A 24,942-nucleotide genomic window follows, 5' to 3' on the forward strand; every position below is an offset into this window, starting at 1 on the left:
ATTGGTGATCATGAGCGAGCCGAGGACCCGGCGCGCTCTTCTGGCTTGGGTGCGGATCCTTCTGGGGGAAGGTCGTTGATCAGGCTCCGAGTTGGTAATCCCGCTGTTCGGGGTAGGTGCGCTGGTGCTCGCGGGTGTGGTGGTAGGCGAGGTAGTCGTCGAGGTCTCCGTTGGCGTGGACGGCGCGGAGTTTGAGTACGGCTTCGGCGCTGTCGAGGCCCCAGCGGGCGCCGGTGATGTCGAGGCGGTCACCGATGAGGTGGCGGCAGGCTCCCTCGACGGAACCGGTCGCGATCGGCCACCCGTTCTTCAGCGCGATGTCGTAGCGGAGTCGGGCGAGGTGCCCGGTCAGGTAGCGGACACAGGTGCCGACGGCCTCGCGCTTGGAGCCGGTGAGCTGGTCTTTCTCGGCCTGCGTGGTCATCTCGCGGGTGACGCGGGCGGCGTGTCCGTGCAGGATCGCGGTGAGTTTCTCCGCGGCGAAGGTCTCCGCGGCCTCGCTGCCGACCGGGTGGAAGGCGTGGGCGGCCGTCCAGAGGTATTCCGCGACATGCACGAAGTCGATCAGGACGTGGATCGTCGCCTTGCGCCGCCGTGCCTCGGCCTCGACCAGATCGAGTTGGTGGTGGGCGCCGTCGACGAGGACGAGCCAGGGCCGCAGGTGGCCCCGGTCGCGGTCGGCGGCCTGGGTGAACGCCTCGGCGATCACGTCGGCCGGGTCGTGGATGAGCGAGGCGGTGCACCACCGGTTGACCGCCTTCGGGCCGGGACTGGGCGTGCGCAGGCCGCTGCGACCGCCCGGCGGGTGGACGATGTCGTGCGGACGACGCACGGCGGGGACGGTGTCGTGGACGCAGGCGATCGTCGCCATCCGTTTCCTGTCCGGTTTCTCACCCGGCGCGAGCCGGGCCTGTCGGCCGCGGCGCTTCTTGGCCTCGGCGGCCCGCCGGGTGGCCTCGCGCAACGCTTCGGGCCGCATCACCACACCCTTGCCGTCGACCTGGATGACCAGGGGCATGTCGGCCGTGCACGCGGGGGCGATCTTGTGGTGGTAGAAGGCGTCGATGTCGACGGCGGCCTCAACGACCAGGGATTCGGCCCGTCGCTTGCCCAGGACCTTCCCGCACCGGTCGGTGACCGCCGAGACGGCCTGGTCGTAGGAGGAGCGGACCGCTTCGCGGACAGCGAGGCGTTTGATGCCGTGACTGTACCGGCCGTGCGGCAGCGACAACCGCGCGTCCGCCGGGTGCGCATTGGCCCGCCCCCGGCTCCGCCAGGCGCACCGGGTCACGGTCACCTTTCCGAACAGACAGGTCAGCTGCCGTTCGTGTCCCCGCTCGCGGTACGGTCGCCTCTCTCCGTCCGCACCGAGGACCGGCTCCGGCGGCGGGTGCTGTTCTTCGCGGACCGCGCGCAGATCGAGGTGGTCCTGGAAGAAGCGGCGCAGGATCTCCCTGCCGTCGACCTCGATCAGACGCTCCACCGCGGCGTGGTCCAGCTCGGCGGTCTCACGCGCCGACAGCCGTGCTGCCAGCGACTTCACCGCCTCCATCGAGCAGGCAAACGGGTCGGGGACATCGCTGGTGCCGTAGCGTTCCATCCGGGCTCTTCTTCCTGATGTTCGTTTCGGTTCGCACCTACGAATGTAGGGAGAAGAGCCCCTTGAACACCGGGAGTTGACCTACCTCACCGAGCCGGCTGCCGCCCGGTGGGCCGAGATGGTGAACTGCCCCGGCGCCTGTTCGGCCAGCCAGCCCCGCTCAACCAGCCTCTTCAGCTTCGACCGTGTCGCCTCGATCTTCGAGGTCTGGGCGGGCAGCCCGATCCTGGGCACGATCTGCTTCGCCTGCACCGCCCCCGGCGCGTCGTCGATCACGTCCACGATGTCGCGGTAGACCGGCGGGAGATCCACGCTGGTCATCCCCTCCCGCCAGAAGGTCACGGTCTGCACCCCCACCACCCGGCCCCCGCCCACCGGCAAGGTCTCCGCCGGCGGCCGGGCCACTTCGAGGGCCACTCCCTCGGCCGCGAGTTCCTCCAGAGTCTCCCGCGTCACCGTCAGCCGATCCAGCCGGCCCCGCTCGGCCTCCAGCCGAACGGTCAACGCGGCCACCTCCCGCTCGAGTTCCTCCACCCGCAACCGCACCGCCGCCTGGCGTTCCTCCAGCTCACCGATCAACGAGCCCATCCGGCACCGCCTCCTCTACCGCCACGGTAGACAAGCCGCCACCCCACCCACACCCGGATCAGCGAAACCCCAGCTCAACCATCCCTGGAAAGGATCCGCACCCATCCGGGGTTCGAGACGGTTCAGGAACTGCGCTGTGACCTGCGCTGGAAGGCCGCCTGCGGGCTGGGCCTGTACGACACCGCCTTCGATCCCTCGCTGCTGACCTACTTCCGGCGCCGACTTGCGCGCTCGGCCGACCCGATGCGGATCTTCACCAAGGTCAGGGAGGTGGTGGCGGCCACCGGCGTGCTCAAGGGAAAGCAGCGCCGGGCGCTGGATTCCACGGTCCTGGACGATGCGGTGGCCACCCAGGACACCGTCACCCAGCTGGTGTCCGCGATCCGCCGGGTGATCCGCGAGGTCCCCGGCGCCGGCGAGATCGCCGGCCGGTGGTGCACCGCGCACGACTACACCGACCCCGGCAAACCCAAGATCGCCTGGAATGACGAGGCCGCCCGCGCCGCGCTGGTCGACGCGCTGGTGTCCGACGCACTCAACCTGCTCGGCCGGCTGCCCGACCGCGAGCTGGGCGAGCAGGCCGCGAACGCGGTGGGCCTGCTCGCCCTGGTCGCCGGCCAGGACGTGGAGCCGGCCGAGGACTCCGACGGCCGCGACGGACGCTGGCGCATCGCCCGGCGCACCGTGCCCGACCGGACGGTGTCCACCGTCGATGCCGATGCCCGGCACATCCACAAGAACCGCACCCGCCACCAGGAGGGCTACCGCGGGCACGTGTCCTTCGAGCCGGAGGCCGGACTGTTCACCGCCGTGGCGCTGACCGGCGGCTACGGTCCGGACAACCACGAGGCCGCCGTCGCGCTGGACCTGCTGGCCGACGAAGACCACAGCGAAGGCGAGACGCTGACCGTGCTCGGCGACTCCGCCTACGGCACCGGCAGCCTGCGCGAACAGCTGACCGCCCAGGGCCACGTCCTGGTGATCAAACCGCCGCCGCTGCGGCAGGCCGTCCCCGGCGGCTTCACCATCGACGACTTCCACGTCGACACCGGCGCCGCCACCGTGACCTGCCCGGCGGGACAGACCGCGAATCTGGGCCGCCCCAAGGCCGACGGCGCCCGCACCGCCCAGTTCAAACGGCTGTGCACCGGCTGCCCGCTGCGGGAACGCTGCACGACCTCGAAGACCGGACGGGTCGTCAATGTCCACCCCCAGCACGGGCTGCTGACCGCCGCCCGGCACCAGGCCACCACCGACACCGCCTGGCAGGACGAATACCGCCGCTGGCGGCCCCCGGTCGAACGCGCCATCGCCTGGCTCGTCGCCCACGGCCACCGCCGCGTCCGCTACCGAGGCGTGATCGCCAACAACATCGCGCTCCACCACCGCGCCGCTGCCCTCAACCTCCGCCGACTGATCAACCTGGGACTCACCCGAACCAGCGGCACCTGGCACCTCGCCCCAACCACCCCATGACGAAGAAGGGCCGCCCGGCCTGCGGCCGAACAGCCCCTCCACAAGATTTTCAGTGGCCTTCTAGCCTCATAGTGCTTCTCGATCCGCTCAGTTGACGACCTTGTCCAGGAGCTGAGGGCCGGTGGCGAATATAAACACCATGACGGCGAATAGCATGGCGTGGACGATGGTGGCGGTTTTGAAGCGCAGAGAGTGCAAGAACCAGGTGGACCCGGCCCCGATGGCTGCGGCGACGGCGGCGGCTGTGAGGTAGGCGCGGGTGAGGTCGGCCTCGGCTTCCGCCCCGGGGTCCCACCCGATGAGTCCGACGACTCCGACCCACAGCACGAAGAACGCGATGGTGTCGAGGACGAGCAGAACGAGGGTCGTCGCAGTCTCGGCCCCCGCGGACTGGGCCTTCCCTTCGGTGGTCATGTAATTCCTGTACTCCGTAGTTCCTGGATTCAGTGCGGGGCCCCAGGAGGACCGGGACCCCGCACCAGTGGGGGCTTGGCAGGCTACTTCAGTCCACGCTCCAAGACGTCGGCGAACAGCCGGGCCCCGGCGATCTTAGGATGGAACGACTTCATGGACGGCAGCGGGGCGTCGTTGTCCGCTTCACTACGGCCGCTCATGACGACTCCGTGGATGGATTCCGGGTTCCCGCAGATGGTCTTGCCTTGGAACTCGGCCGCAGGGTCCACGAAGACTACGCCGTTGGCGTCCGCCGCCTTCTTCATATTCGCCGTGAGATGCGGCGCTATGGTGTGGTTCATCCACGCCACCTCCGCATCGTCGATACCCGGCACGCAGTCGTCCTCGAACAGATGCGGGTAGCCCATGAGGACCACTTTGGCGTTCTTCGCACGCTCTTTGATCTTCGCGAGGGTCTGCTGCACTCGAGGTAGCACCTCTTCGTCGAGGATGCGCGGGATCTCCGTGTGCATCGGCTTGCCGGAGTCGATGTAAGCATTCGGACAGGTAGTGCCTGGGACGATGCACGCCTTGATGATGTCGGAGAACCGGGCGTCGTTGCCACCGATCGTGATGGTGACGATGTCCGTGTTCTGGTCGAGATAGCCGAGGTCCATCTGCGGGAGGGAGTTGCCGTACTGCGACTCGCCTCCCGACGTCACGTTGTAGGTGCGTGCACCGGAGCAGGCTATGAAGCTCAGGTCGACGTTGCCGTAATCGTCGGAGATCTCACCGATGGACTGGGGTCTGCCGGGCAGGGTCGCCTGCCGGACCCAGGCCAGCTTGGACCGGTGACACTTGTTGATCACCTCGTCGTCTCCGGTGCTCTCCCTGTAGTCCGTCTCCCGGAAATAGTCCTTGCCGCCCTCGCTGTCGGCACCTTCGCCGGAGGCGAAGGAGTCACCCATGCCGACCACGTGCGTAGGGTTGGCGCCGAGGTCCTGGAAGGCGACGGCGTCCCAGGCTATGTCCATCCCGTGCCCCTCTTCGGTGATGTTGGAGAGGGCCACCGATGGAGTTCCGGTGAAGTTGAAGACGCGCTGAACCGTTCCGGGTTCGGTGGAGACTCGATTCCATGTAAGGATTGAGTCATGGCACGCCCCTCCTCCTATCCCCCTGAGCTGCGCAAACGAGCGGTCCGTATGGTCGCCGAGGTCCGTAATGACTATCCGAACGAGTCGGCCGCCTTGAGGGCGGTCGCCCAGAAACTCGGGATCGGCTCGGCCGAGACCCTGCGGAACTGGGTCAAGCGGGACGAGATCGACTCCGGCCGGCGTCCGGGCACGACCTCGGAGGAGTCCGCAGCGCTGAAGGCGCTGAAGAAGGAGAACGCCGAACTGCGGCGCGCGAACGACATCCTGAAAGCCGCGGCAAGTTTCTTCGCGGCCGAGCTGTGCGCCACGAGGCGCCGTGGTGATCGGGAGGTGGTGCAAGACCACTTCCGTTGGGCCGTCGCAGCGGCCTGACGAAGCTGGGGGCAGCCTGATCCGGGGACGCCGGTGAGGGTGGCAAGCGGCCCCGACAAAGGCGAGTCGTGCCGGAACTGCCAGACGGCACGGGCTCGTCGAGCGAGGTCAGAAGGTGTAACGCGAGTGAACCAGTGGTCGAAGCTCCGTAACAGCGAAGCCGGCTCAAACCTGGTGGATACCGGGCCGGTGTGCAGTGCGTGAGGGGTCCGGGTCATCCGGGGTCCTCAACTCCGAAGCCGTATAGCTCTGACGGTGGGGAGGCCGCGTTGAAGGTCTGCGGCGTAGACGCGGCGATGCTGCCGGAGTAGAGCTGGGCACCTCCCTGACCGGCCGATCGCATGGTGAACGTGGGAACCGTTCCCCGGTTCGCCCCGTTGCCGGACAGCCGGTCCGGCATGGCGGGAAGGCCCGTTCCGGCCGAGGACCGTGGGGCGGGGCGGAGGCCCCGTAGTAGTCGCGGGAGTGACGACCCGCTGTGGAGGTCGCGAGAGGCGGCCGCAGGGCGAAGGGGGCCAGTAAGCCGAGCAGTGGCTGTTACTGGAAGGTCAGGAGGACGCGGTCGTTGGTGAACACCGACGAACTGGAGCACGCTGTGTTCACAGCGGAGCGACGGGTACTGAAGATCCAGGCGAAACTGCACCGTTGGGCCCGTGACGATCCTCGTCGCAGGTTCGGCGACCTGTTCAACCTCGTTGCCGATCCCGCGTTCCTGCTGGTGGCGTGGGATCGGGTGAGTGGGAACAAGGGCGCGAAGACGGCCGGGGTGGACGGGCGAACGGCCCGTTCCATCGAGGCATGGCAGGGCGTCGAGGAGTTCCTCGACGGACTGCGGTCGAGTATCAAGGACCGCAGTTTCCGCCCGCTGCCGGTGCGCGAGCGGATGATCCCCAAGGCGGGCGGGAAGCTCCGCCGCCTGGGCATCCCGACCGTGGCCGACCGGGTGGTCCAGGCGTCCTTGAAACTGGTGCTGGAGCCGATCTTTGAGGCGGACTTCCTTCCGTGTTCGTACGGGTTCCGCCCCAAGCGCCGGGCCCATGATGCGGTGGCCGAGGTGCGCTATCTCGCTTCGAGACCTCGTAACTACGAGTGGATCGTCGAGGGCGACATCAAGGCATGCTTCGACGAGATCGACCACGCGGCCCTGATGGACCGGGTGCGACATCGCGTCGGGGACAAGCGCGTCCTGGCCCTGGTGAAGGCGTTCCTGAAGGCGGGCGTTCTCACCGAGGACCGCCTGCTGGAGGAGACCACCGCCGGGACCCCGCAAGGCGGCATCCTTTCCCCGCTGCTGGCGAACATCGCGCTGTCGGCGCTGGACGAGCACATCGCCCAGCTTCCTGGCGGCCCCGTTTCCAGCCCGCGGGAGCGGGAGCGACGGCTTCGCCGCGGTCTGCCGACATTCCGCCTGGTGCGGTATGCCGACGACTGGTGCCTGATGGTGCACGGCACGAAGGCCGACGCCGAAGCCCTGCGCGAGGAAGCCGCCCGGGCTCTTGCCCCGATGGGCCTGCGCCTGTCGGGGGAGAAGACCCTGATCACCCATATCGAGGACGGTGTGGACTTCCTCGGCTGGCGTATCCAGCGTCACCGGAAGCGCGGCACCGATCGGTACTACGTCTATACGTATCCGTCGAAGAAGGCCGTGATGGCCGCGAAACGGAAGATCAAGACGTTGTGCCGACAGGTCGAGGTGAACCAGCCGCTCGATGACCTGCTGCGTCGCTTGAACGTGACGCTGCGGGGCTGGTGCGGCTACTTCCGGCCCGGGGTGTCCTCCTCGGTCTTCGCCTATCTCAACCACTACCTGTGGGAGACGGTCTGGCGATGGCTGCGGCGCAAGCACCGCCGGTCCACCTGGAAGGAGCTCCGTCACCGCTACTGCGGCGGCGGATGGTGGCCTGCCACCGAGCGCAGAGAACTGATCGACCTGGAGAAGGTGGGCACGACCCGCTACCGCTATCGAGGCTCGATCATTCCCTCGCCCTGGCCGGTCACAGAAGAGGACACACGACACGAGAGCCCTGCGGGGCTTGTGGAGAGCCCGGTGCATTGAAAGGTGCCCGCCGGGTTCGGGAAGCGGCCCGGGGAAACGGGCCAGCCCTCACAGGCTGGCACCGCGTCCCGGGCCGACTTCACCGACCGGCCACACACACGCTCGTAGCATTCATCGACGAGCACCGGGACCGCTTCGGCGGCGTCGAGCCGATCTGCAGAACCCTCACCGAGCACGACTGCAAGATCGCCCCCTCCACCTACTACGCGGCGAAGAAACGCGCCGCCCAACCCTCGGCCAGACAGGTGCGGGACGCCGTCCTCAAGGACGCGATCACCGAGGTCCATGAGTCCAACTTCCGTGTTTACGGGGCCAGGAAGATCTGGCACGAGCTGCACCGCCAGGGCCACGAGGTGGCCCGGTGCACTATCGAACGCCTGATGCGGGAGCTCGGCATCACCGGCGCCGTCCGCGGCAAGAAGATCATCACCACGATCCCGGACAACTCCGTCGAGCGGGCCCCCGATCTCGTGGACCGCAAGTTCGTCGCACCGGCCCCCAACCGCTGTTGGGCCGCGGACTTCACCCACATCAAGACCTGGTCGGGAGTCGTCTACGTCGCCTTCGTCGTGGACACCTTCTCCCGCCGGATCGTCGACTGGTCCGCCGCCACGTCGAAGGAGACCAAGCTCGTCCTGGACGCCCTGGACATGGCCCTGTGGCAACGTGACCGCGACGAACATCCGCACCAGCAAGGCGAGTTGATACACCACTCCGACGCCGGGTCGCAATACACCAGTTTCACGCTCGCCGAGCACCTGAACGCCGCCGGCATCGCCGCCTCGATCGGCTCCGTCGGTGACGCATACGACAACGCCCTCATGGAGTCCACGATCGGCCTTTTCAAGACCGAGCGGATCAAACCGGGACGGCCTTGGAAGACGCTCTCCCAGGTCGAACTCGCCACCGCGGAGTGGGTCGACTGGTACTGCCACCGCCGGCTCCACGGTGAGATCGGACACGTCCCGCCCGTCGAATACGAAACCAACTACTACCTCACCACCACGAAACCCCAGGTCACAACCAAAACCTGAGATCTCTACCGAACCCGGGGCGGTTCATGTTGGTGAAGGTGCGCGGAGCGTACGCGACCAGGGCGCGGTCACCGGATGCGGTGACGCAGGCGTTGCCGATCCATGTGTCGGTGTCGAAGAACCCGGGTTCGGAGAGGGTTGCGGCGGTCTTCCAGCGGTAGCCGTCGGCCTCGTCCGCGGTCAAGAGGTGGAATCCGGTGGCGTCGCCGATGGTGGTCCACGCGGTGTCGGAGGACTTGGCGTAACCGTTACCAAGGACCTTGCCGCGCTCCTTGGCGGGAACGCGGTCCTTGTCGCCGTTCTCGTCCGCCTTCACGCGGGGCGCGGCGGGGTCGGACCATCCTTCAGCGGCATTCGGGGGCTTCGGCCTCAGAAATTCAGCTGGCCTGCTGAACTGACACCCCGACAGTAAAAGGGTGCCTCTCACCTGCGATGATCTGATTGACAAGATCAAGAACATGGCAGAGTAAGGGGCACCCTCAGGGTGAAGGCTACCGGCTGGGACCAGCGGCTCGATGTCCGGGCCGATGACAAGAATCTGATCGGGCACGCGGGTGTGGTCCTGCTGCGGAAGGTCGCCGACCGCATCGGCCTGACCCGTGCGCTGAGTGCGGCACTGCCGAGGGGCAGCGGGCCCGGGTGGCGGGACCGCGGCGAGGCGCTCGTCGTGCTGGCCTGCGCGATCGTGCTCGGCGCGACGAACATCCTGGAGGCCGAGCAACTCCAGCGCCACTGGCGCAGGTTGTTCCCGCGCCCGGTCTCCGACACCACCCTGCGCCGCACGCTTCAGGCGGTCGACGCCCCGGTCGCGGCCCGGATCGAGCGGGTCCGCGCCGCGATCCGCCGCGTGGTGTGGACCCTGCTCGCCCTGCGGCCGGGCGGCTTCCCGTGGATCGAGGTGGCCGGCCGGGAGCTCACGGGCTGGTACGTCCTGGACCTGGACGCCACCATCGTGGAGTGCCACAGCAACAAGGAGGGCGCCGCGGGCACCTACAAAGGCGGCTTCGGGCACATGCCGCTGGGGGCCTGGCCGGCCAGCACCCACGAGTGCCTCGCCATGCTGCTGCGGCCCGGCAACGCCCCGCCCAACGACGTCGCCGACCACAAGACGGTGCTGGCCGCAGCCCTGCAGCAGCTCCCTCTGCCCCGTTGGTCGAAGCTGCTGGTCCGCATTGACGGCGCGGCCTTCAGCCACCAGGTCCTCGACCACCTCCAGGCCCTGACCACAAGTCGGCGCCGGGTGCGACGGGTCACCGGCTGGGCCATCAACGAGGTGGACGAGCAGGCCATCGCGCTGCTGCCCGAGCGCGTGTGGACCACCGCGCTGCGGCAGGACGGCCGCGTGCACGAGATCACCGGGCCCGACGGCGACCGGATCTCCTACCAGGTCGCCGAGATCACCGGCCTGCGCGACCTGACCGGCCGGCCGGAGGGGATGCGGCTGATCGTGCGGCGGGTCAAGCCCTCGCGCCGCGACGCGAAGAAGTTGACCGCCTTCGAGAAGCAGACCGGCCGGCGCTACCAGATCGTTGCCACCAACATCCCCGCTCACCAGGGGCTTTGCGGGGTTCCCGGCTCCGGGCAGGCCTGGTTCGTCGACGCCCTTTACCGGGACCACGCCGAGGTCGAGGACCGTGTGAAGGCGATCAAGCGGGTCGGGCTCGGCCTGATGCCGTCCAAGTCCTGGCAGCTCAACACGGCCTGGGTGCTCGCCGCCACGATCGCCGCCGACCTCGATGCCTGGATGCGGCTCCTCCTCCTGCACGACGAGCCCGAACTCGCCGCCGCCGAACCGGAGACAATCCGGATGAAGCTCTACCACCTGCCCGTCCGCCTCAGCACCCACGCCCGCCGCCGCACCCTGCACCTGGACCAAACCTGGCCCTGGGCACGCCAGTTCACCACCGCCTGGCAGCGGGCCACCCAGCTCCCCGCCCTCGCCTGACGGCCGGACACCATCCCGACGATCCCGGAGAGGAGAGGACCGCACCACCTCGGGCCCGTGGAACCCGACGCCCCCGCAGCGGATGCGAAGGCCCCCACGCCAACCGGCTGGACAAACCGGGGCAAGCCGCCGGAGCAGCCGAACCGATCAGCCCACAGACGAATCCAGGTCAGGTGTGCCGGATTCCCGAATTCTCTATGAGCAGATGACGTTGAGAAGCCTCAACGAGAGGACGCAAATTGAGCGCCGACGGGTGGAGCTAAACGTCCAACCCAATCAAATCCGGTCGCTTCTCGGGAGAGCCCCAGTCCAGAATCTCGCGAAGTTTCCGAGGGAGATTTTCCACACCCATCTCAACCTCACTCAGGTTCACTTCAACGGGCGTTGAGATCTCAAGAATCTCCGCATCCTCGTCAGTGAATTCCAGCGTCAGAACCCGGTCGGAGAGTCGCACGCTCCGCAGGCATCCGTATACGGTGAAGCCTCGCTCAGTAGAGACGTTGTAGGAATCCATTCCAGATTGAATTTCCTGCTCATCCGGTTCGTACGTGGATCGCTGGATTGAGAATGATCTCTGGACACCGGACTCATCCACCCCGGCAACGCCCACCTCAAGGGCCTCTTCGCCCTCGTAATCCTCGAAGAACCCAACCTCTGCGGCGGTCAATCTCATTGTTAGCGCCTCCTCCTTCCAGCTGTCCACGACCCAGCCCCCTTGGCGCCGGACCATTCATACGTGACCGACACTCCCAACTCGTTGACCATACGATTCATCGCACCCTTGCATCGCGAACAAGGGGGGAGTTGGCCTTGCATCCTAACCGAATCACCAGCACTCAAAGGGAACTTGCCAGCGAACAGGTCATTCGGGAGTGAAACCTTCGGCCCTGTAGAGGCACCAGCCATCCGCGAGAACCGGTGCTCGGTATGCGTGAAAGCTGCATTGTTTGGATACCCAAGCCCCGCCTCTTCAGGCGTCATATCGCCGCTCTCAAGCGAGATATCACTCGTGCTTCCGTCTGATGACGTCACAGAGATATCGCACATGTGGCCGTTTCCGCCAGTGTTATGAACAAGGACCGGTGTGGCCCCGCCAGCACATGGTACGTGTGCGTACTGAGGTGCTGTCACCTGCGTTTTCGCAGGTCAGCGGAATTTGGCCAGCCCATGGGTGTGCGTGCAAGTGCCTTGCTGTGCGCCCGTGTTGCCGTCGGCGTTGCCGTCAGACGGCTGCGCGCGTGAGGGCGGTGGAGTGGGCTTTGGCCGGTGTCCTGCCCGGGTTGGGGTCGGGCATGGTCAGGGGGCCTTACGCTGGCCCGGCAACTCGGGCAGGTCGTGATCCTGCCCGGAATTTGAACGAGTGGCCCCCTGGCCTTGCCCGACGCGGGCCCCGACCCAGGGCTTGATCAAGTTCCGTGAGTGCCGGGGTTGTTGGTAATGCCCAGGATGGCGAGTGCTCGTTCGGGTTCGTGGCGGATGGCGCGGGTGGTCTTGGCGATGTTGTCGGCTCCGAGGAGCTTCAGGGTGCCGATGGCGAGGTTGCGGAAGGTGGCCATGGCGCGGGGCGCGTTGCCGGCGTGGACGGTCGAGGCGTCCTCGGCGAAGGTGACATCTCGGATGTAGTGGGAGGAATTCTCGATTCCCCAGCCTCATGAATTCACCAGGCGGGCGGCTGCTGGTGACGGTGTGTGAGATCAGCAAAGGAGGGTGCCTCGACCTGCGATGATTCAGCTTCTCTACGACTGGATCATGCTGGGAAGGAGGCACCCTCCGGGTGTCGAAGCTTACTGGGTGGGCGGAGGGCTTGTCGCTGTCGACGGGCGGGCGGAAGCTGGTGGGCAAGGCAGGAATCGTGCCGGTGCGGCGTCTCGCGGACAAGGTCGGGCTGACCGACGCGCTGTCGTCGGCGCTGGTGCGGCGGGACTTCCATCCGGTGCATGACCGGGGCGAGGTGTTGGTGTCGGCGGCGTGCGCGGTGCTGCTGGGGTCACGGTCGATCGCGGGGATCGATATGATGCGGCAGGCCGCGCTGATCCTTGGCCATCCGGCCTCCGCCTCCACGCTGTACCGCACGCTGGACGGGATCGGCCCTCTCCAGCTCGACAAGATCGCCTCGGCGCCGGCCAGGACCCGCTCCAGGGTGCACGACCTGATCGGCCTGCGCCCCGGCGGGTTCCCTGGATCCGGGTGGACGGCCGACCACTGACCGGCTGGACAGTCCTGGACATCGACGCCTCCTTCGTGCCCGTGCACTCCGACAAGGAAGGCGCCGAAGCCCACCGCAAAGGCTTCGGCCTGCACCCGCTGCTGATCTTCCTGGACAACACCGACGAGCATCTGGTGTGCCGGCTACGGCCGGGCAGCGCCGGGTCGAACACTGCCGTGGACCACATCGAGGTCGGCGCCGAGGCGATACGCCAGCTGCCCACCCGCCGACGCCGGAAGGTCCTCTTCCGCGCTGATGGTGCCGGCGCCACCAAGGAGTGGCTCACCTGGATCACATCAGGCGGCGGAAACAAGGCCAACACCTGGGAGTACTCGGTGGGTTGGACCCGCGATGACGACTTCTGGACCGCGCTGGCCAAGGTCCCCAAGAAGGCGTGGACGCCCGCGCTCGACGCGAAGGGAAAGCCACGCGAGGACGCCGCCCTGGTCGAGATCACCGACCTGCTCGACCTCACCGGCCGGCCCGGGAGCCTGCGGATCGTCGTGCGCCGCGAGCCGATCCACCCCAAGTACGAAAAGGACCTCAAGCCCTACGAAGTGGCCACCGGCTTCCGCTACACCGTGATCGCCACCAACACCCCAGGCCGTCAACTGCAGTGGCTCGACGCCCGTCACCGCGTCCACGCGCACGTCGAGTCCGGCATTCGAAGATCAAAAGCGCTCACCCTGACACGGCTGCCCTCGGCCAAGTTCGCCCTGAACCAAGCCTGGTGCACCCTGCTCGCCCTCACCATGGACCTGATCTCCTGGCTGCAGCTCCTCGCCCTCGACGGCAAACTCGCCCGCGCCGAACCCGCCACCCTGCGCAGCGAACTCTTCGACATCCCCGCCAAGCCGGCCGACCACGCCCGCAGCCGGGAGCTCAAGTTCGACCCCGCCTGGCCCGCCGCCCACCGGGCCGTCGCCGCATGGGACCGCGTCCAGGCCCTGCCCGACACCGGCTGACCACCAATCCGTCGCCCCAACAGCCCGGAAGGAGAAGACCCGCAGCACCCTCGGACCGTGGAAGCCGACGCCCACCGCGACGACACGCGGCACACCGCCCTGACCGGCACCGATCACCCAGCGGAACGAACCGCCGGAAACCGGACACCTCAGCCGACCCCCTCAAGCCGGCGCGCGCACGTGAATGATCGAGGCCAGTGCCCGCGAATGGCGGCGGCGAGGTCGGCGGGGCTGGTCTGGTGGATATCCAGGCTGGTGACGGCGTACACGCTCTCGCGGCTCTCGGGCTTGTCGGTGGGCTTGCGGCGGCGGTGGACGCGGATGGCAAGGCGGGCGTGCGGGAAGGCGATCCCGCCGAGGCTGTCGGCGATGGAACAGGTCTTGATCGAGCGGGACTCGCGCCGTCCGTGGGCGGCGCGGGAGGCGGTGTGCTGGACGCTGATCGATGCCCGGGGCAGGGCGGCGAGCTGGGCGTACGCGGTGGGCTGGTTGGTCTTGATGACCGCGATGCAGTGAGCCTTCTTCGTCTCGACCAGCCAGGTGATGTTGGCCTTCACCGAGTGCAGTGCATCGAAGGTGACCACGGCGTCAGCGAGGTGGAGCGGTGCCAGCAGGGGCTTGAAATGCCGCGTCTCGTTGGTCTTCGCACCGACCTCGACCTGTGCGAGTGTGGCGACGAGGTGGTGCGTGACCGCCGAGAGCAGGTGCCGGCGCGGCGCATCGAGGCGGACCGAGCCCCTCGGCGCCTTGCCGTCCACGGCGATGACCCGCCGCCGTCGGACAGTCGGCGTACCCACGCACGCGGACTTGCGGTGCTGGTCAGCGAGGTAGGCGCCCACAGCCTGGTCCAAGGCGTCGCCGTCGAGCGCCATGAGGACGCGTCCGATGGTGACCGGTTTCGGGCCGCGCCGCCAGCCGAGCGGGTGACGGCGGATCCCGAGGGTTGCCAGCAGGGTGTTCGTGGCCCGCTCGGCGAACTCGGCGATCTCCTCCAGGCTCTTCGCGCCGGACACGGCCGCGCAGGCACACACGAGCAGGACCGATACCAGTGAGTACCAGCGGCCCCGGCGTGAACGCGGATCGGGCACCGACTCGAGGTAGGGGCGCAGGTCAGCGATCCGGTCCGCATCCAGCGGACCCAGCCTCTCCAGCACGGCAGGGATAGGGGAAGATGCAACGGCAGGCACGGGACATCCTCGTGATCATCTGGCTTAGTCACCACAATGATCACGAACCCCCGTGCCTGCACTGCTACCCGCCTCTACCAGCCCTGATCGTCAACCACCCTCGCATCCAGGGAACTTGACGGAGCCCTGAGAAGCCCCGCCGGAACGAAATCCGGCGGGGCTTCTGGTGAACTCGATTAACGGTCTGACTCTGGCAATCCGAGACCATCGCGATGAGCCCTTGCAAGAGCACCTTCTTCGATGCCGATTTTCCCCTCATCGGCAACACCAAGGAGAGCAACTCTCATGGATGCGTAATCGACGTGTGGTGGCACATCAATCGCCCACAAATAGCCCGTCGTATCAATCTCCCAGGAACACTCAAAGCTGCGGAGCATGGCGTCAAGCACGTCCCTCGCATCGTCATCCTTAATGATGATGCGGACCGTCGAATGCCCGGCCTCCGACACGAACTGCTCGAACACGAACTCTCTGCGCTCGTGATCAGCCCTGACTCGCACGATGTCCCCGAAGGCGATTCCCTTCACGTAGAAGGGAGTGTTCCGAACCTCAACCTCCATCTGTACGGAGGTCTTCCCAGTCCAGAGCCGTTCCGAAGAGGCATGGGCCCAGTCGGCAGTTTCGTCGGGGAGGTCGAAGGCTACCTTGTACAGCCTCTCAGACTTACCCGCCGGCACCGACTCGCCACCGCTAGGGGTCGAGGAAGTCTCTGAGCTCATCGTCCCAATCTTCCATGGTCTTAGTGGACTTATCCCTGTTGCATCGACGGCAGGCCACGGCACCGTTATGTGCGCCACCATGCCCGCCACCGGCCCTCGGCTCTATGTGATCGATCTGTGCATCGTCAGGCCTTCCCGGGACGGGGTTGCCATCGGCATCACGCGATCCCCGCCGTTCCACCTTCTGTCCACAGTAGTCACACCTGTACTCGCCACCATTCTTCGCGGCATTGGCGTCGTAAACCTTCTGCCGCTCAGCATCGGTGAAATCCAAACCGGCTCTGTTGCAGTTATGAACCAGGACCGGCGTGGCGCCCGCCAGCACATAGTACGTGTGCTCGCCCGGCGGGCGTCACCTGCATTTCTGCTGGTCAGCGAATTCTGGCCTGTTCGTGGGTGTGCGTGGAAGCGCCCTGGCGTACGCCCGTGTTGCCGTCGGCGTTGCCGTCAGACGGCTTCGCGCGTGAGGGCGGTGGAGTGGGCTTTGGCCGGTGTCCTGCCCGGGTTGGGGTCGGGCATGGTCAGGGGGCCGTACGCTGGCCCGGCAACTCGGGCAGGTCGTGATCCTGCCCGGAATTTGAACGAGTGGCCCCCTGGCCTTGCTCGACGCGGGCCCCTGCCCGGGGAGGTGGGTAAAGCCCACGGAGCCGACCGGCCCCACCGCCGGGCCTTCGCCCCGGCCAACTCCCTGCCGTCGCCTCGCCGTCGGCCTGGCGCTCGCCGTGCGGGCGCGTCCGGCTTCTCCGCGCCTCCGGCGCCATGCTGCGCTGTTTCTGCGCGGCCTGGTCGCTGGCTGGCCCGCGGTGGCGGAGCCGAGAGCGGGCCGGGTGGGCGGCCGTGCCGCGCGCGACCCGCGTCAGCGGGTCGCCTTGAAGACGTAGAGAAAGTTTGGACGCATCCCGCTTTGGCGGTACGCCCTGGCTGTCGGTTGAGCGTCCGGCTGGAGTGCTGGCCTGGTTCGGTGGTCTGCGGGTTGTGAGTCCTGTTCCGGCTGGCGGTGGTGGTTCTACTCGGCCCGGGTGACCTTGGCGTGGTCGGTGAAGACGCGTCTGAACAGGTCGTGGCCGGTGCGTCCGGTGTGGCGGAGTGCCCAGTCCTGTACGGCTTCCTGCTCGGAATGGGGTCCGGATTCGGCCCCACAGTCGGGCGCGGTGCAGAACGTCTCGTAGGTGATGCCGCCTTCGGGCGCGTGGCGGATGGTGTGAACGGCGTGCCGGTATACCGCGCGGGGGCTCACTGGTGGCCCTCCGGGTGGCGTCGCATGTAGACGTTGCAGTCGCTGACGGTGGTCAAGTCGCCGACCGTGCGGGCTCGGTCGCGTACGTTGGCCAGCTCGGCACAGCCCGCGCAGCCCTCGACGGGCGTCGGCTCCAGTTCCAGACGCAAGGGCAGTTCAACCGGCGGGGTCGAGTACCTGGTCGGCTCCGTCATTGCACATCGCCACCTCTCGAACGTCACATGGCCGACCTCTTGACAGGTCGGTGCTCTAGTTCAGTATTCGAGTGGCCGAAGCACTCCCGCTACGGTTCGTAGTGCACTAGACGAGTAAGTCCGAAGTCTCGTTGAGCGCAAAGGGTGAGGGTCCCGTTGGTCGATGTGTGACGAACGACCTCGAGACCCTCATCACCGCACTGTACGTGAAGATCGACGACGAGTTGGGAGGGCCGCGTTGGCTGGGCAGGCCGCCGTTGCTGACCGACTCCGAGCTGGTGTGCGCCGCGGTCGCCCAGGCGATGCTCGGATTCACCTCCGAAGCCCACTGGCTGCGCTACGCCCGCAAGCACCTGGCCGGGATGTTTCCGTACCTGCCCCAGCAGTCCGGCTACAACAAACGCCTGCGCGCGGCGCTCGGCCTGGTCAAGCGGGTCGTCCGGATGCTCGCGAAGGCGTCCGACTTCTGGCTGGACGACTGCTGGATCGTGGACTCCACCCCGGTGCCGTGCGGCATGTCGCGGCCCACCGTGAAACGCTCCGACCTGGCCGGATGGGCCGGATACGGCTACTGCGCCAGCCACTCGCGGTTCTTCTGGGGGCTGCGGCTGTACCTCGTGTGCACCCCGGCCGGGATGCCGATCCTGTGGGCCCTGGCGGACCCCAAGATCGGCGAACGCGAGGTGCTGGCCGCGATGCTGGAGGTCGAAGCAGGCGTCGTCGCCGAGCACGACGGCATCCTGCTCATCTCCGACAAGGGCTTCGCCGGCCGAGCTTTCGAGCAGTTGCTGGCCGACCACGGCATCACCTTGCTGCGGCCCTCCCGCAAGCGCGAGAAGGCCCGGTACGGCGAGCCGATGCTGAAGAAGGTCCGCCAGCTGATCGAGTCGGTCAACGACACCCTCAAAGGCCAGCTCGACCTGGAGGGCCACGGAGGGCGCAGCTGCGCGGGCGTCGCGGTCCGCGTCGCCCAGCGCATTCTGGCCATGGCCGCCGCGATCTGGCTGAACAACCTGACCGGCGCACCGATCACTCGATCGTTGATCGCCTACGACCACTGAAGACATACGACTTACTCGTCTAGTGTGCTCGCACTGACAGCACGTCAACTCAATGGAGGGGCGCGCCTTATGCCCAGTCCCAAGACGTTCACGAAGATCGCGGATCACTTCCGGGAGCGCATCCTGTCGGGAGAGCTTGAGCCGGGCGCCAAGCTGCCGACGAACCGGGAGATCGCCGGCCAGTGGCAGGCCGCAGCGGCCACTGTCTCCCGGGCCTTGCAGGCCCTTCAGGTGGAGAACTTCATCCGCACCACCCCCAGGGGCACCTACGTCGCCGACGACCCGCGTTGGACGCTGTCGGCGCGGGACCGGCTGGCCCGGGTTCAGCGGGTGAAGTCGTTCCTGGCGGAGGGTGAGACGAGCCGGGTGACGGCTGCCGAGTTGATCATCCCGCCGCTGTATGTGGCGGAGATCTTCGATCTGGAGGCCGGGGATCAGGTGGTGCGGCGTGAGTGGCTGGCGGGCCGGGGCAAGACCCGGACCGTGTTCGCGGTGACCTGGTACCCGGCCCCGTTCGCAGCCCTCGTGCCGGACCTGCTGAACACCGCCCCCGGCCGCAATCACGGACTGTCCGCCCGGGTGCTGGAGGCCACTGGGCGCACGATCACCCACGCCCGCGACGACATGCACGCGCGTCCCGCCGATGCCCGAGAGGCGAGCGCACTGGGGCTGCCGGTCGGCTCCCCGATCCTGGCCGGCGCCCACCGATGGTCGGACGCGGAAGGGATCATCGAGTACGGGGAATGGTGCCTGCCGCCCCGGTTCACCATCGGCTACGAGTACGAGCCCTGACCGATCCACACGAAGCGTCCCCGAAAGCCAGCCTGCGGCCTTCGGGGACGCTGCCGTTCACGTGTCCGCCTCAGTCCGCGTCGCGGCCTTCGAGGCGTTCGACGCGCTCCTCCAGCTCCTCGATCCGCTCCAGGGCGCGTTCCAGCTTGTAGGCGAGATCCGCCACTCCGGCCGCCGCCGGGAACTCCTTCCGCGGGGCAGCCGACGCTTCGTCCGGCTCGTCCACCGGCTGCACCGCGACCGGCACCTCTGTGCCGAACTCGCCCCCCACGACGACGTACGCCATCGACCCGTTCCGCTGGTGGGCCTTCTTCATCCTGCCCTCCAGGGCGAGGAAGGTCAGAGCCTGGTCGGCGGATTCCGGGTCGCCTCCGATCGTGTCAACCACGTCGTCCACGGTGACCCTGGTTCCCCTGGCGAGTGATCCGTCCCTGATCTTGCGGACCAGGCGGCCGTGGATGAGCTGGGTGGCGAAGCCGTGGTCGTCCCAGTCACGTACGTAGACCTCGTCGCCGGGCAGTTCGCCGGGGTAGCGCAGGAGGAAGTTGCCGGCCAGCAGGGCGATGGCGTTGGTGACGACGTTGAGTGGCACCGCGTAGTGCTCCGCCAGGACCTCGCGGGCCGGGAGCCTGGCGCCGGGTGCCAGGGTGCCGGAGTAGATCTGCTGTTGGAGGTCGCCGGCGACCTTCTCGAAGGCGTCCTCGAAGTCGGCCGAGCGCGTGACGAACGTGCCGCGCCCCTGGCGGGCGATGACCCAGCCTTCGTTCCTGAGGAGCCGGATCGCCTTCTGCACGGTCAGGCTCGATGCCTTGTAGGTCTGCATGAGCTGGCTCTGCGTCGGCAGGAGCTGCCCCGGACGCAGTTCGCCGTCCCGGATCTGCTGCCGCAGGTCGTCCGCGATGCGTTCGAACGTCAAGCGTGCTTCGTCAGCAGCAGCCATGTCCATCCCTGGTCCCAGTCCGAATCCATCCGCCGCGGGGCCGCCCGCTGGCTGTCGTGTTTCACCAGCTCAGCGGCCTCACGGGGTCAGATTAGCCGCCCGATGGATGGACCACCGCAAGATCGGATGGAACTCAATAGGGATGGACTTCGGATGGAATGAATGTATGGTTGCGGCACGCGATCACCCACACGGGTGACTCGCACCCCCTACCTGGAGGTTTGCCGTGAAGACCATGCCCATCGACCAGTCCCAGGCCCTGGTAATCCTGGCCTCCGACTCCCGGCCGCACTTCAAGGACCGCGAAGGCCAGCAGCCCGCGATCGACCGGGCCACCGGCACCCACCTGCACCTGGTGGACGTGATGTTCGCCTTCAACGGCCGCGCCGAAGTGATCACCGTGAAAGTCCCGGAGCCCGGTCTCGGCAAGGGCCTCAAGGTCGGCCTGCCGGTCGCCTTCACCGGCCTGGTCGCCTCGGCCTGGGAGAACGAGATCAACGGCAAGGACCGCCACGGCATCTCGCTGCGCGCCGACGCCATCACCGCCAAGGCAGGCGCCTGATGACCGACAACCCCTTCGGACCCGCGCTCCTGGCCGTGGCCGTCCTCGGCGCGCTCGGACTGCTGGGCTGGGCCGGGTACTGCTTCACCCGCTGGTACCGGGCCGATGCCGAGACCCGGATCAGCCTGCGGCAGGCGCGGCGGATGCGGTGGGGCTGGAAGCGGCTCGCCCCGATGCTCGGCCTGGCAGTCAAGGACGCCACCCCGACCGTGCTCCAGCAGTACGGCCCGCAGGACCAACCGACCAAGCCGCGCGTGCTGGTGCCACGCCTGCGCACCCGCGCCGACGCCTTCGGCGTCACCGTCACCGCCGATGCCCTGCCGCAGGTCGGGCTCAGCGCCTGGCAGGACGCCAGCGAGGGCCTGTGCGACGCCTGGGGAATGCGTCGCATCCGGATCAGCCAGCCCAAGCCCGGAGTGATCGTCGCCCGGGGGTTCCGGCGTGAGCCGCTGGAGGCGGTGATCCGCTCACCACTCCTCGGCCCGGACGGCTCCCCAGTGTGCCGACCGGGTCAGTTCGTCTCCACCGATGACGTACTGCTCGGCTGGGACGAGGACGGCACCCCCATCGTGCTCAACCTCGCCTACTCCGCCCACGCCCTCGTCGCCGGCCTCACCCGATCCGGCAAATCGATCACCGTCAACACCCTGCTCGCCTACGCATCCCTGATGCGGGACGTGTGGCTGATCGTGATCGACCCCAACCTCGGTGCGGTCGCGCCCTGGTGGCGTACCGCCTACAAGGTCTCCGACGCCATCCACCCCGACGAGCCGACCGAGATCCTGCGCTGGGTCCGCGAGGAGATGCAACGCCGGGAGCGGTTGTTCTGGTCCGGCCGAACCGACCGCATCACCGAATTCAGCCCCGAACTGCCGCTGCTGCTCGTGGTGATCGACGAGGTGGCGAACTACACCCGCCACCCGGACCGCAAGGCCCGCGAACGCTTCGAGGCCGAACTGCTCGCCATCGCCAGCCAGGGCGCCAAGTTCGGCATCCGGCTGTGGCTGCTCACCCAGAAGCCCTCCGCCGACGTCCTCACCACCGCCGTACGCACCAACCTGTCCGCCCGGATCTGCCACCGCGTCGACACCGTCGAGGACTTCCTGCACCTCTTCCCCGACGGCCGGGAACTGGACATCACCGCCGCCGACCGCACCATGCCCCAGGGCGTCTCCATCGCCTCCGTCGGCGACATGCGCAGCCCCGTCCGGCTGCGCTCGGTCTACCTGCCCACCGAAGCCTGCTGGCAGATCAACGACCTCATGTGCACCGAAGGGCTAAAGGTCCGCGAACTGCCCGACCGCGTCGACCTGGACAAGGCCGCGTGACCGCCGCCTCCTGGTCCCGCTTCGCAGTGATCCCCGGCAAGGGCGTGTAGTCGCCAAACCCTCGCCCCTGCCGGGGCCTCCCTCCCATCCATCCACGGCACACGTGTGCCGCAGTGCAGAGAGGTCCCGCCAGGATGCCACCGCACACCCCGACCACCACAATCCCCCGACCCGAACCGACCGCACCCGCGCTGCCCACGTTCACCGGGTACCGGGACCTGCTCGGCCTGATACGGCAGCTGTCCTCGCTCGGCGGCTGCGCCCAGCCCATCCGGCTCGAAGGCCACCGCACCGAGATCGACGCCTTCACCGGCGAGATCCTGCACGAACTGAAATCCAAGGACCTCCCTGCCGGACACCTCCTGGTCCGCTGCGGCAACCGCCGCACCACCCGCTGCCCCTCCTGCGCCGAGCTCTACCGCCAGGACACCTACCACCTCATCGCCGTCGGCCTGCGCGGCGGCAAGAACATCCCCGACCAGGTCGCCACCCACCCCCGCGTCTTCACCACCCTCACCGCACCTTCGTACGGCCCGGTCCACGGCCGACGCGTGGGCGGCTCCGCCCGCTGCCGCTGCGGACGCACCCACACCAAGGGCGACCCACTGCTCGGCACCCCGCTCGACCCCGAGCGGTACGACTACACCGGCGCCGTGCTGTGGAACGCTCATGCCCCGGCCCTGTGGGCCCGCTTCATGCTCCACCTGCGCCGCACTATCGCCGCCGCAGCCGGTGTCCCGCAACGCCTGCTGCACAAGGTCGTCCGCGTCTCGTACGCCAAGGTCGCCGAGTACCAGCAGCGCGGGCTGGTCCACTTCCATGCCGTGATCCGCCTCGACGGCCCCGCAGGCCCCTACACCCCACCACCCGCATGGGCCACCCCCGAACTCCTCGCCAACGCCATCCGGCTCGCGGCCACCCGCGCCCACATCGACGGACCGGAGATCAACGGCCGCACCCGCTCCTTCGCCTTCGGCGAGCAGATCGACACCAGGATCATCCGGTCCACGGCCTTCCAGGGCGGGACCACGATCACCGAGGGCAAGGTCGCCGGATACGTCGCCAAGTACGCCACCAAGGGCACCGAAGCCGCGACCGGCACCCTCGACCACCGTCTGAGGAGGATCACCGACCTCTGGTTCGAGTCCGTGCCCGAGCACGCCGCCCGGATGATCCGCACTGCCTGGTCCATCGGCGCCCGCGAGGACCTCAAGCACCTGAACCTGCGCAAGTGGGCCCACATGCTCGGCTTCCGCGGCCACTTCTCCACCAAGACCCGCGCCTACTCCACCACCCTCAGCGCCCTCCGGGCCGCCCGAGCCGCCTGGCACCACCGCCACACCCCTCCGCCCTCACCGACCACCCTCGTCCTCGCCCACTGGACCTACGACGGCACCGGCCTCACCCCCGACCTCGAATGCCTCGCCGCCCTCATCGGCGGCGGCCCGACACGCGAACAGGGAGTGACAGCCGGTGCGTGACGACGAACTGCTCACCGTTCCCGAAGCGATGGCCCGCCTCAAGATCGGCCGCTCCGCCCTCTACGACCTCCTGCGCACCCGGCGCCTGGCCTCCCTGACCATCGGCCGCGCCCGCCGCATCCCCACCCACGCCCTGGACGACTACGTCCAGCGCCACCTGGAAGAGGCCGCCCGATGACCGCCCCCAACCGTAAGAAGGCACGCGCCAACGGCGAAGGCACCATCTACCAGCGCAAGGACGGCCGCTGGGAAGCCGCCGGCTACGTCCTCGCCGCCAACGGCACCCGCAAACGCGTCCGCGTCTACGGCAGCACGCGGAGGAAAGCCGCCGACAAACTCGCCGAGAAGATCGCCGACAGCAACCGCGGGCTGCCCGTCGCCACTGCCGACAGCACCGTCGGCGACTACCTCACCTATTGGCTGGGCGGCGTCGCCGTCCACCGGCTCCGCGAGAACACCCACACCCGCTACGCAGCCTGCGTCCGCCTCCATCTCATCCCCGGCCTCGGCACCAAGAAGATCGCCCGGCTCACCGCCAAGGACGTACGCACCTTCCTCGATCGACTCCGCACGACCTGCCAGTGCTGCACCCAGGGGTTGGACACGGAACGGAAGAAGTGCTGTGCGATCGGCCAGTGCTGCCAGAAGCAGCTGTCTCCTCTGACGGTGACCTATGTGCACTCGGTGCTCAAATCGGCACTGGAACACGCCGTCCGCGAGGATGAGTTGCCCCGCAACGTCGCCCGGAACGTCAAGACCACCACGCCCCGGCCCCGGCGCTTCCGGCCCCTTACCGCAGCCGAGGCCCGGCAGTTCCTCGACGCGGCCCGCGCCGACCGGCTGCACGCGCTGTATGAACTCGCACTACGTACTGGACTCCGGAAGGGTGAACTCCTCGGCCTCCGGTGGGAGGGCCTCGACCTCAACGCCGGAACGGCCAGCATCCGGCACTCGCTGCAGCGCACCCGCACCGGCGGCCTCACACACCTGCCCACCAAGACCCGGGCGTCCGAGCGCCGCATCGCACTCCCGACCGAATGCCTCCACTCCCTCAAGGAGCACAAACAGCAGCAGGACAAGGAGCGCGGGACAGCAGGGTCAGCCTGGCAGGACAGCGGCCTCGTCTTCACCACCCCTACCGGCCGGCCTCTCGACCCGGCCAACATCACCCGCCGATTCCGGAGCTTCCTCAACCGGGCCGGACTCCGACGCATCCGCTTCCACGACCTCCGCCACTCGACCGCCACCCTGCTCCTGGAACAAGGCGTCGACCTCGTGGTCATCAAGGAGCTGTTGGGCCACGCACACATCGGCGTCACCGCCGGCGTCTACGCCCACGTCCGACTCCGCCTCCAACGCCAAGCCATCGACACCCTGGGCCACGCCCTCGCCCCAACCGACGACGACCCCGACGATCCGCCCACGACAGCAGTCGTCCGCTGACGTTGCCGTCACCGTTGCCGTCAAACGACTCAAGTGCCCCCACTGATGTGAATCAGCGGGGGCACTTGTTGTCGACTTCAGCGAACTACCGAAACGCCTCTTGCTCGTGCTGGCGAATACGAATCAGATTCACCACGAATCACCCATCGAGAGATTTTGACGAGTCATCAACATCCTGACTCCAAGACCTCTCCAGGCTCGCCTTCGCC

The 24,942-nt window shown here is 67.8% G+C and carries 26 protein-coding genes and 2 pseudogenes; 14 read left to right on the forward strand and 14 right to left on the reverse strand.

The window, feature by feature from the left end:
• Nucleotides 1–79: 79 nt before the first annotated feature.
• Both HUV60_RS05255 and HUV60_RS05260 read right to left on the reverse strand, forming a co-directional pair.
• Nucleotides 80–1,600: an ISKra4 family transposase gene (locus HUV60_RS05255; protein WP_269441137.1), complete on the reverse strand. Its 1,521-nt coding sequence runs from the start codon at nucleotides 1,598–1,600 to the stop codon at nucleotides 80–82.
• 81 nt (nucleotides 1,601–1,681) lie between these two features.
• Nucleotides 1,682–2,188, reverse strand: a complete 507-nt coding sequence (locus HUV60_RS05260; protein WP_257848178.1) for a hypothetical protein — start codon at nucleotides 2,186–2,188, stop codon at nucleotides 1,682–1,684.
• A gap of 114 nt (nucleotides 2,189–2,302) precedes the next feature.
• Here HUV60_RS05260 and HUV60_RS05265 point away from each other — a divergent pair.
• Nucleotides 2,303–3,664: pseudogene (locus HUV60_RS05265) on the forward strand (transposase); the annotation flags it as partial.
• Nucleotides 3,665–3,751: 87 nt separating this feature from the next.
• Here HUV60_RS05265 and HUV60_RS05270 read toward each other — a convergent pair.
• Nucleotides 3,752–4,078, reverse strand: a complete 327-nt coding sequence (locus tag HUV60_RS05270; RefSeq protein ID WP_257851986.1) for a hypothetical protein — start codon at nucleotides 4,076–4,078, stop codon at nucleotides 3,752–3,754.
• Nucleotides 4,079–4,161: 83 nt separating this feature from the next.
• Nucleotides 4,162–5,127 (reverse strand): SGNH/GDSL hydrolase family protein, encoded by a 966-nt coding sequence (locus HUV60_RS05275; protein ID WP_257851985.1) that lies wholly within the window; start codon nucleotides 5,125–5,127, stop codon nucleotides 4,162–4,164.
• Between the two features lie 81 nt (nucleotides 5,128–5,208).
• Here HUV60_RS05275 and HUV60_RS05280 point away from each other — a divergent pair.
• The 3 genes and pseudogenes from HUV60_RS05280 to HUV60_RS05290 form a co-directional block, all read left to right on the forward strand.
• Nucleotides 5,209–5,510: pseudogene (locus tag HUV60_RS05280) on the forward strand (transposase); the annotation flags it as partial.
• A 641-nt stretch (nucleotides 5,511–6,151) separates the two neighbouring features.
• On the forward strand, nucleotides 6,152–7,639 hold the full coding sequence (gene ltrA, locus HUV60_RS05285; RefSeq protein ID WP_257851983.1) for a group II intron reverse transcriptase/maturase: 1,488 nt from the start codon (nucleotides 6,152–6,154) through the stop codon (nucleotides 7,637–7,639).
• On the forward strand, nucleotides 7,636–8,673 hold the full coding sequence (locus tag HUV60_RS05290; protein WP_257851982.1) for an IS3 family transposase: 1,038 nt from the start codon (nucleotides 7,636–7,638) through the stop codon (nucleotides 8,671–8,673). The genes ltrA and HUV60_RS05290 overlap by 4 nt, the downstream gene beginning before the upstream one ends.
• Here HUV60_RS05290 and HUV60_RS05295 read toward each other — a convergent pair.
• Complete coding sequence (locus tag HUV60_RS05295; RefSeq protein ID WP_443047219.1) at nucleotides 8,657–8,989, reverse strand: hypothetical protein; 333 nt, start codon at nucleotides 8,987–8,989, stop codon at nucleotides 8,657–8,659. The genes HUV60_RS05290 and HUV60_RS05295 overlap by 17 nt on opposite strands.
• Before the next feature lie 168 nt (nucleotides 8,990–9,157).
• Here HUV60_RS05295 and HUV60_RS05300 point away from each other — a divergent pair, with 168 nt between their 5' ends.
• Nucleotides 9,158–10,618, forward strand: a complete 1,461-nt coding sequence (locus HUV60_RS05300; RefSeq protein WP_257851980.1) for an IS1380 family transposase — start codon at nucleotides 9,158–9,160, stop codon at nucleotides 10,616–10,618.
• A 259-nt stretch (nucleotides 10,619–10,877) separates the two neighbouring features.
• Here the strand turns inward: HUV60_RS05300 and HUV60_RS05305 are convergent, their stop codons facing one another.
• From HUV60_RS05305 to HUV60_RS05310, 3 genes are all read right to left on the reverse strand, one after another.
• Nucleotides 10,878–11,321, reverse strand: coding sequence for an Imm10 family immunity protein (locus tag HUV60_RS05305; RefSeq protein ID WP_257851979.1), 444 nt, complete (start codon nucleotides 11,319–11,321; stop codon nucleotides 10,878–10,880).
• The gene (locus HUV60_RS33830; RefSeq protein WP_443047220.1) at nucleotides 11,294–11,665 is read right to left on the reverse strand and encodes a hypothetical protein; all 372 of its coding nucleotides are present in this window, start codon (nucleotides 11,663–11,665) and stop codon (nucleotides 11,294–11,296) included. The genes HUV60_RS05305 and HUV60_RS33830 overlap by 28 nt, the downstream gene beginning before the upstream one ends.
• A gap of 359 nt (nucleotides 11,666–12,024) precedes the next feature.
• A complete protein-coding gene (locus HUV60_RS05310) occupies nucleotides 12,025–12,174 on the reverse strand; it encodes a hypothetical protein (RefSeq protein ID WP_257851978.1) in 150 nt (49 codons plus the stop codon).
• Nucleotides 12,175–12,392: 218 nt separating this feature from the next.
• On the opposite strand from HUV60_RS05310, the gene HUV60_RS05315 reads away from it, so the two are divergent.
• Both HUV60_RS05315 and HUV60_RS05320 read left to right on the forward strand, forming a co-directional pair.
• A complete protein-coding gene (locus HUV60_RS05315; protein WP_269441138.1) occupies nucleotides 12,393–12,824 on the forward strand; it encodes a hypothetical protein in 432 nt (143 codons plus the stop codon).
• Complete coding sequence (locus HUV60_RS05320) at nucleotides 12,806–13,789, forward strand: IS1380 family transposase (protein WP_269441139.1); 984 nt, start codon at nucleotides 12,806–12,808, stop codon at nucleotides 13,787–13,789. Before HUV60_RS05315 ends, HUV60_RS05320 begins: the two co-directional genes overlap by 19 nt.
• Nucleotides 13,790–13,938: 149 nt before the next feature.
• On the opposite strand, the gene HUV60_RS05325 is transcribed toward HUV60_RS05320, so the two are convergent.
• The 5 genes from HUV60_RS05325 to HUV60_RS05340 all read right to left on the reverse strand — a co-directional run bounded on the left by HUV60_RS05325 (nucleotide 13,939) and on the right by HUV60_RS05340 (nucleotide 17,126).
• Nucleotides 13,939–14,943 (reverse strand): ISAs1 family transposase, encoded by a 1,005-nt coding sequence (locus HUV60_RS05325; protein WP_269441140.1) that lies wholly within the window; start codon nucleotides 14,941–14,943, stop codon nucleotides 13,939–13,941.
• 209 nt (nucleotides 14,944–15,152) lie between these two features.
• Nucleotides 15,153–15,695, reverse strand: a complete 543-nt coding sequence (locus HUV60_RS05330) for a DUF4265 domain-containing protein (protein WP_257851973.1) — start codon at nucleotides 15,693–15,695, stop codon at nucleotides 15,153–15,155.
• Nucleotides 15,667–16,020 (reverse strand): HNH endonuclease, encoded by a 354-nt coding sequence (locus HUV60_RS33835; RefSeq protein WP_443047221.1) that lies wholly within the window; start codon nucleotides 16,018–16,020, stop codon nucleotides 15,667–15,669. Before HUV60_RS33835 ends, HUV60_RS05330 begins: the two co-directional genes overlap by 29 nt.
• A 681-nt stretch (nucleotides 16,021–16,701) precedes the next feature.
• Nucleotides 16,702–16,932, reverse strand: a complete 231-nt coding sequence (locus HUV60_RS05335) for a DUF7848 domain-containing protein (protein ID WP_257851972.1) — start codon at nucleotides 16,930–16,932, stop codon at nucleotides 16,702–16,704.
• The gene (locus tag HUV60_RS05340; RefSeq protein ID WP_257851970.1) at nucleotides 16,929–17,126 is read right to left on the reverse strand and encodes a hypothetical protein; all 198 of its coding nucleotides are present in this window, start codon (nucleotides 17,124–17,126) and stop codon (nucleotides 16,929–16,931) included. The genes HUV60_RS05335 and HUV60_RS05340 overlap by 4 nt, the downstream gene beginning before the upstream one ends.
• Before the next feature lie 167 nt (nucleotides 17,127–17,293).
• On the opposite strand from HUV60_RS05340, the gene HUV60_RS05345 reads away from it, so the two are divergent.
• Together HUV60_RS05345 and HUV60_RS05350 are read left to right on the forward strand one after the other, a co-directional pair.
• The gene (locus HUV60_RS05345) at nucleotides 17,294–18,187 is read left to right on the forward strand and encodes an IS982 family transposase (RefSeq protein ID WP_257848832.1); all 894 of its coding nucleotides are present in this window, start codon (nucleotides 17,294–17,296) and stop codon (nucleotides 18,185–18,187) included.
• A gap of 69 nt (nucleotides 18,188–18,256) precedes the next feature.
• Nucleotides 18,257–18,979, forward strand: a complete 723-nt coding sequence (locus HUV60_RS05350) for a GntR family transcriptional regulator (protein WP_257851969.1) — start codon at nucleotides 18,257–18,259, stop codon at nucleotides 18,977–18,979.
• Nucleotides 18,980–19,049: 70 nt separating this feature from the next.
• Here the strand turns inward: HUV60_RS05350 and HUV60_RS05355 are convergent, their stop codons facing one another.
• Nucleotides 19,050–19,895, reverse strand: a complete 846-nt coding sequence (locus HUV60_RS05355; protein WP_257851968.1) for a GntR family transcriptional regulator — start codon at nucleotides 19,893–19,895, stop codon at nucleotides 19,050–19,052.
• Between the two features lie 259 nt (nucleotides 19,896–20,154).
• Here HUV60_RS05355 and HUV60_RS05360 point away from each other — a divergent pair, with 259 nt between their 5' ends.
• From HUV60_RS05360 to HUV60_RS05380, 5 genes are all read left to right on the forward strand, one after another.
• Nucleotides 20,155–20,481, forward strand: a complete 327-nt coding sequence (locus HUV60_RS05360; protein ID WP_257853108.1) for an SCO3933 family regulatory protein — start codon at nucleotides 20,155–20,157, stop codon at nucleotides 20,479–20,481.
• Entirely contained in the window at nucleotides 20,481–21,809 is a 1,329-nt protein-coding gene (locus HUV60_RS05365; RefSeq protein WP_257851967.1) for an FtsK/SpoIIIE domain-containing protein, read from the forward strand. Before HUV60_RS05360 ends, HUV60_RS05365 begins: the two co-directional genes overlap by 1 nt.
• Nucleotides 21,810–21,943: 134 nt before the next feature.
• Nucleotides 21,944–23,290, forward strand: a complete 1,347-nt coding sequence (locus HUV60_RS05370) for a replication initiator (RefSeq protein WP_257851966.1) — start codon at nucleotides 21,944–21,946, stop codon at nucleotides 23,288–23,290.
• Nucleotides 23,283–23,468 (forward strand): helix-turn-helix domain-containing protein, encoded by a 186-nt coding sequence (locus HUV60_RS05375; RefSeq protein WP_047465243.1) that lies wholly within the window; start codon nucleotides 23,283–23,285, stop codon nucleotides 23,466–23,468. Before HUV60_RS05370 ends, HUV60_RS05375 begins: the two co-directional genes overlap by 8 nt.
• Nucleotides 23,465–24,733: a tyrosine-type recombinase/integrase gene (locus HUV60_RS05380; RefSeq protein ID WP_257851964.1), complete on the forward strand. Its 1,269-nt coding sequence runs from the start codon at nucleotides 23,465–23,467 to the stop codon at nucleotides 24,731–24,733. The genes HUV60_RS05375 and HUV60_RS05380 overlap by 4 nt, the downstream gene beginning before the upstream one ends.
• The last annotated feature ends 209 nt before the right edge of the window (nucleotides 24,734–24,942 follow it).

This window comes from Streptomyces sp. KMM 9044 (assembly GCF_024701375.2).
Classification (GTDB): Bacteria; Actinomycetota; Actinomycetes; order Streptomycetales; family Streptomycetaceae; genus Streptomyces.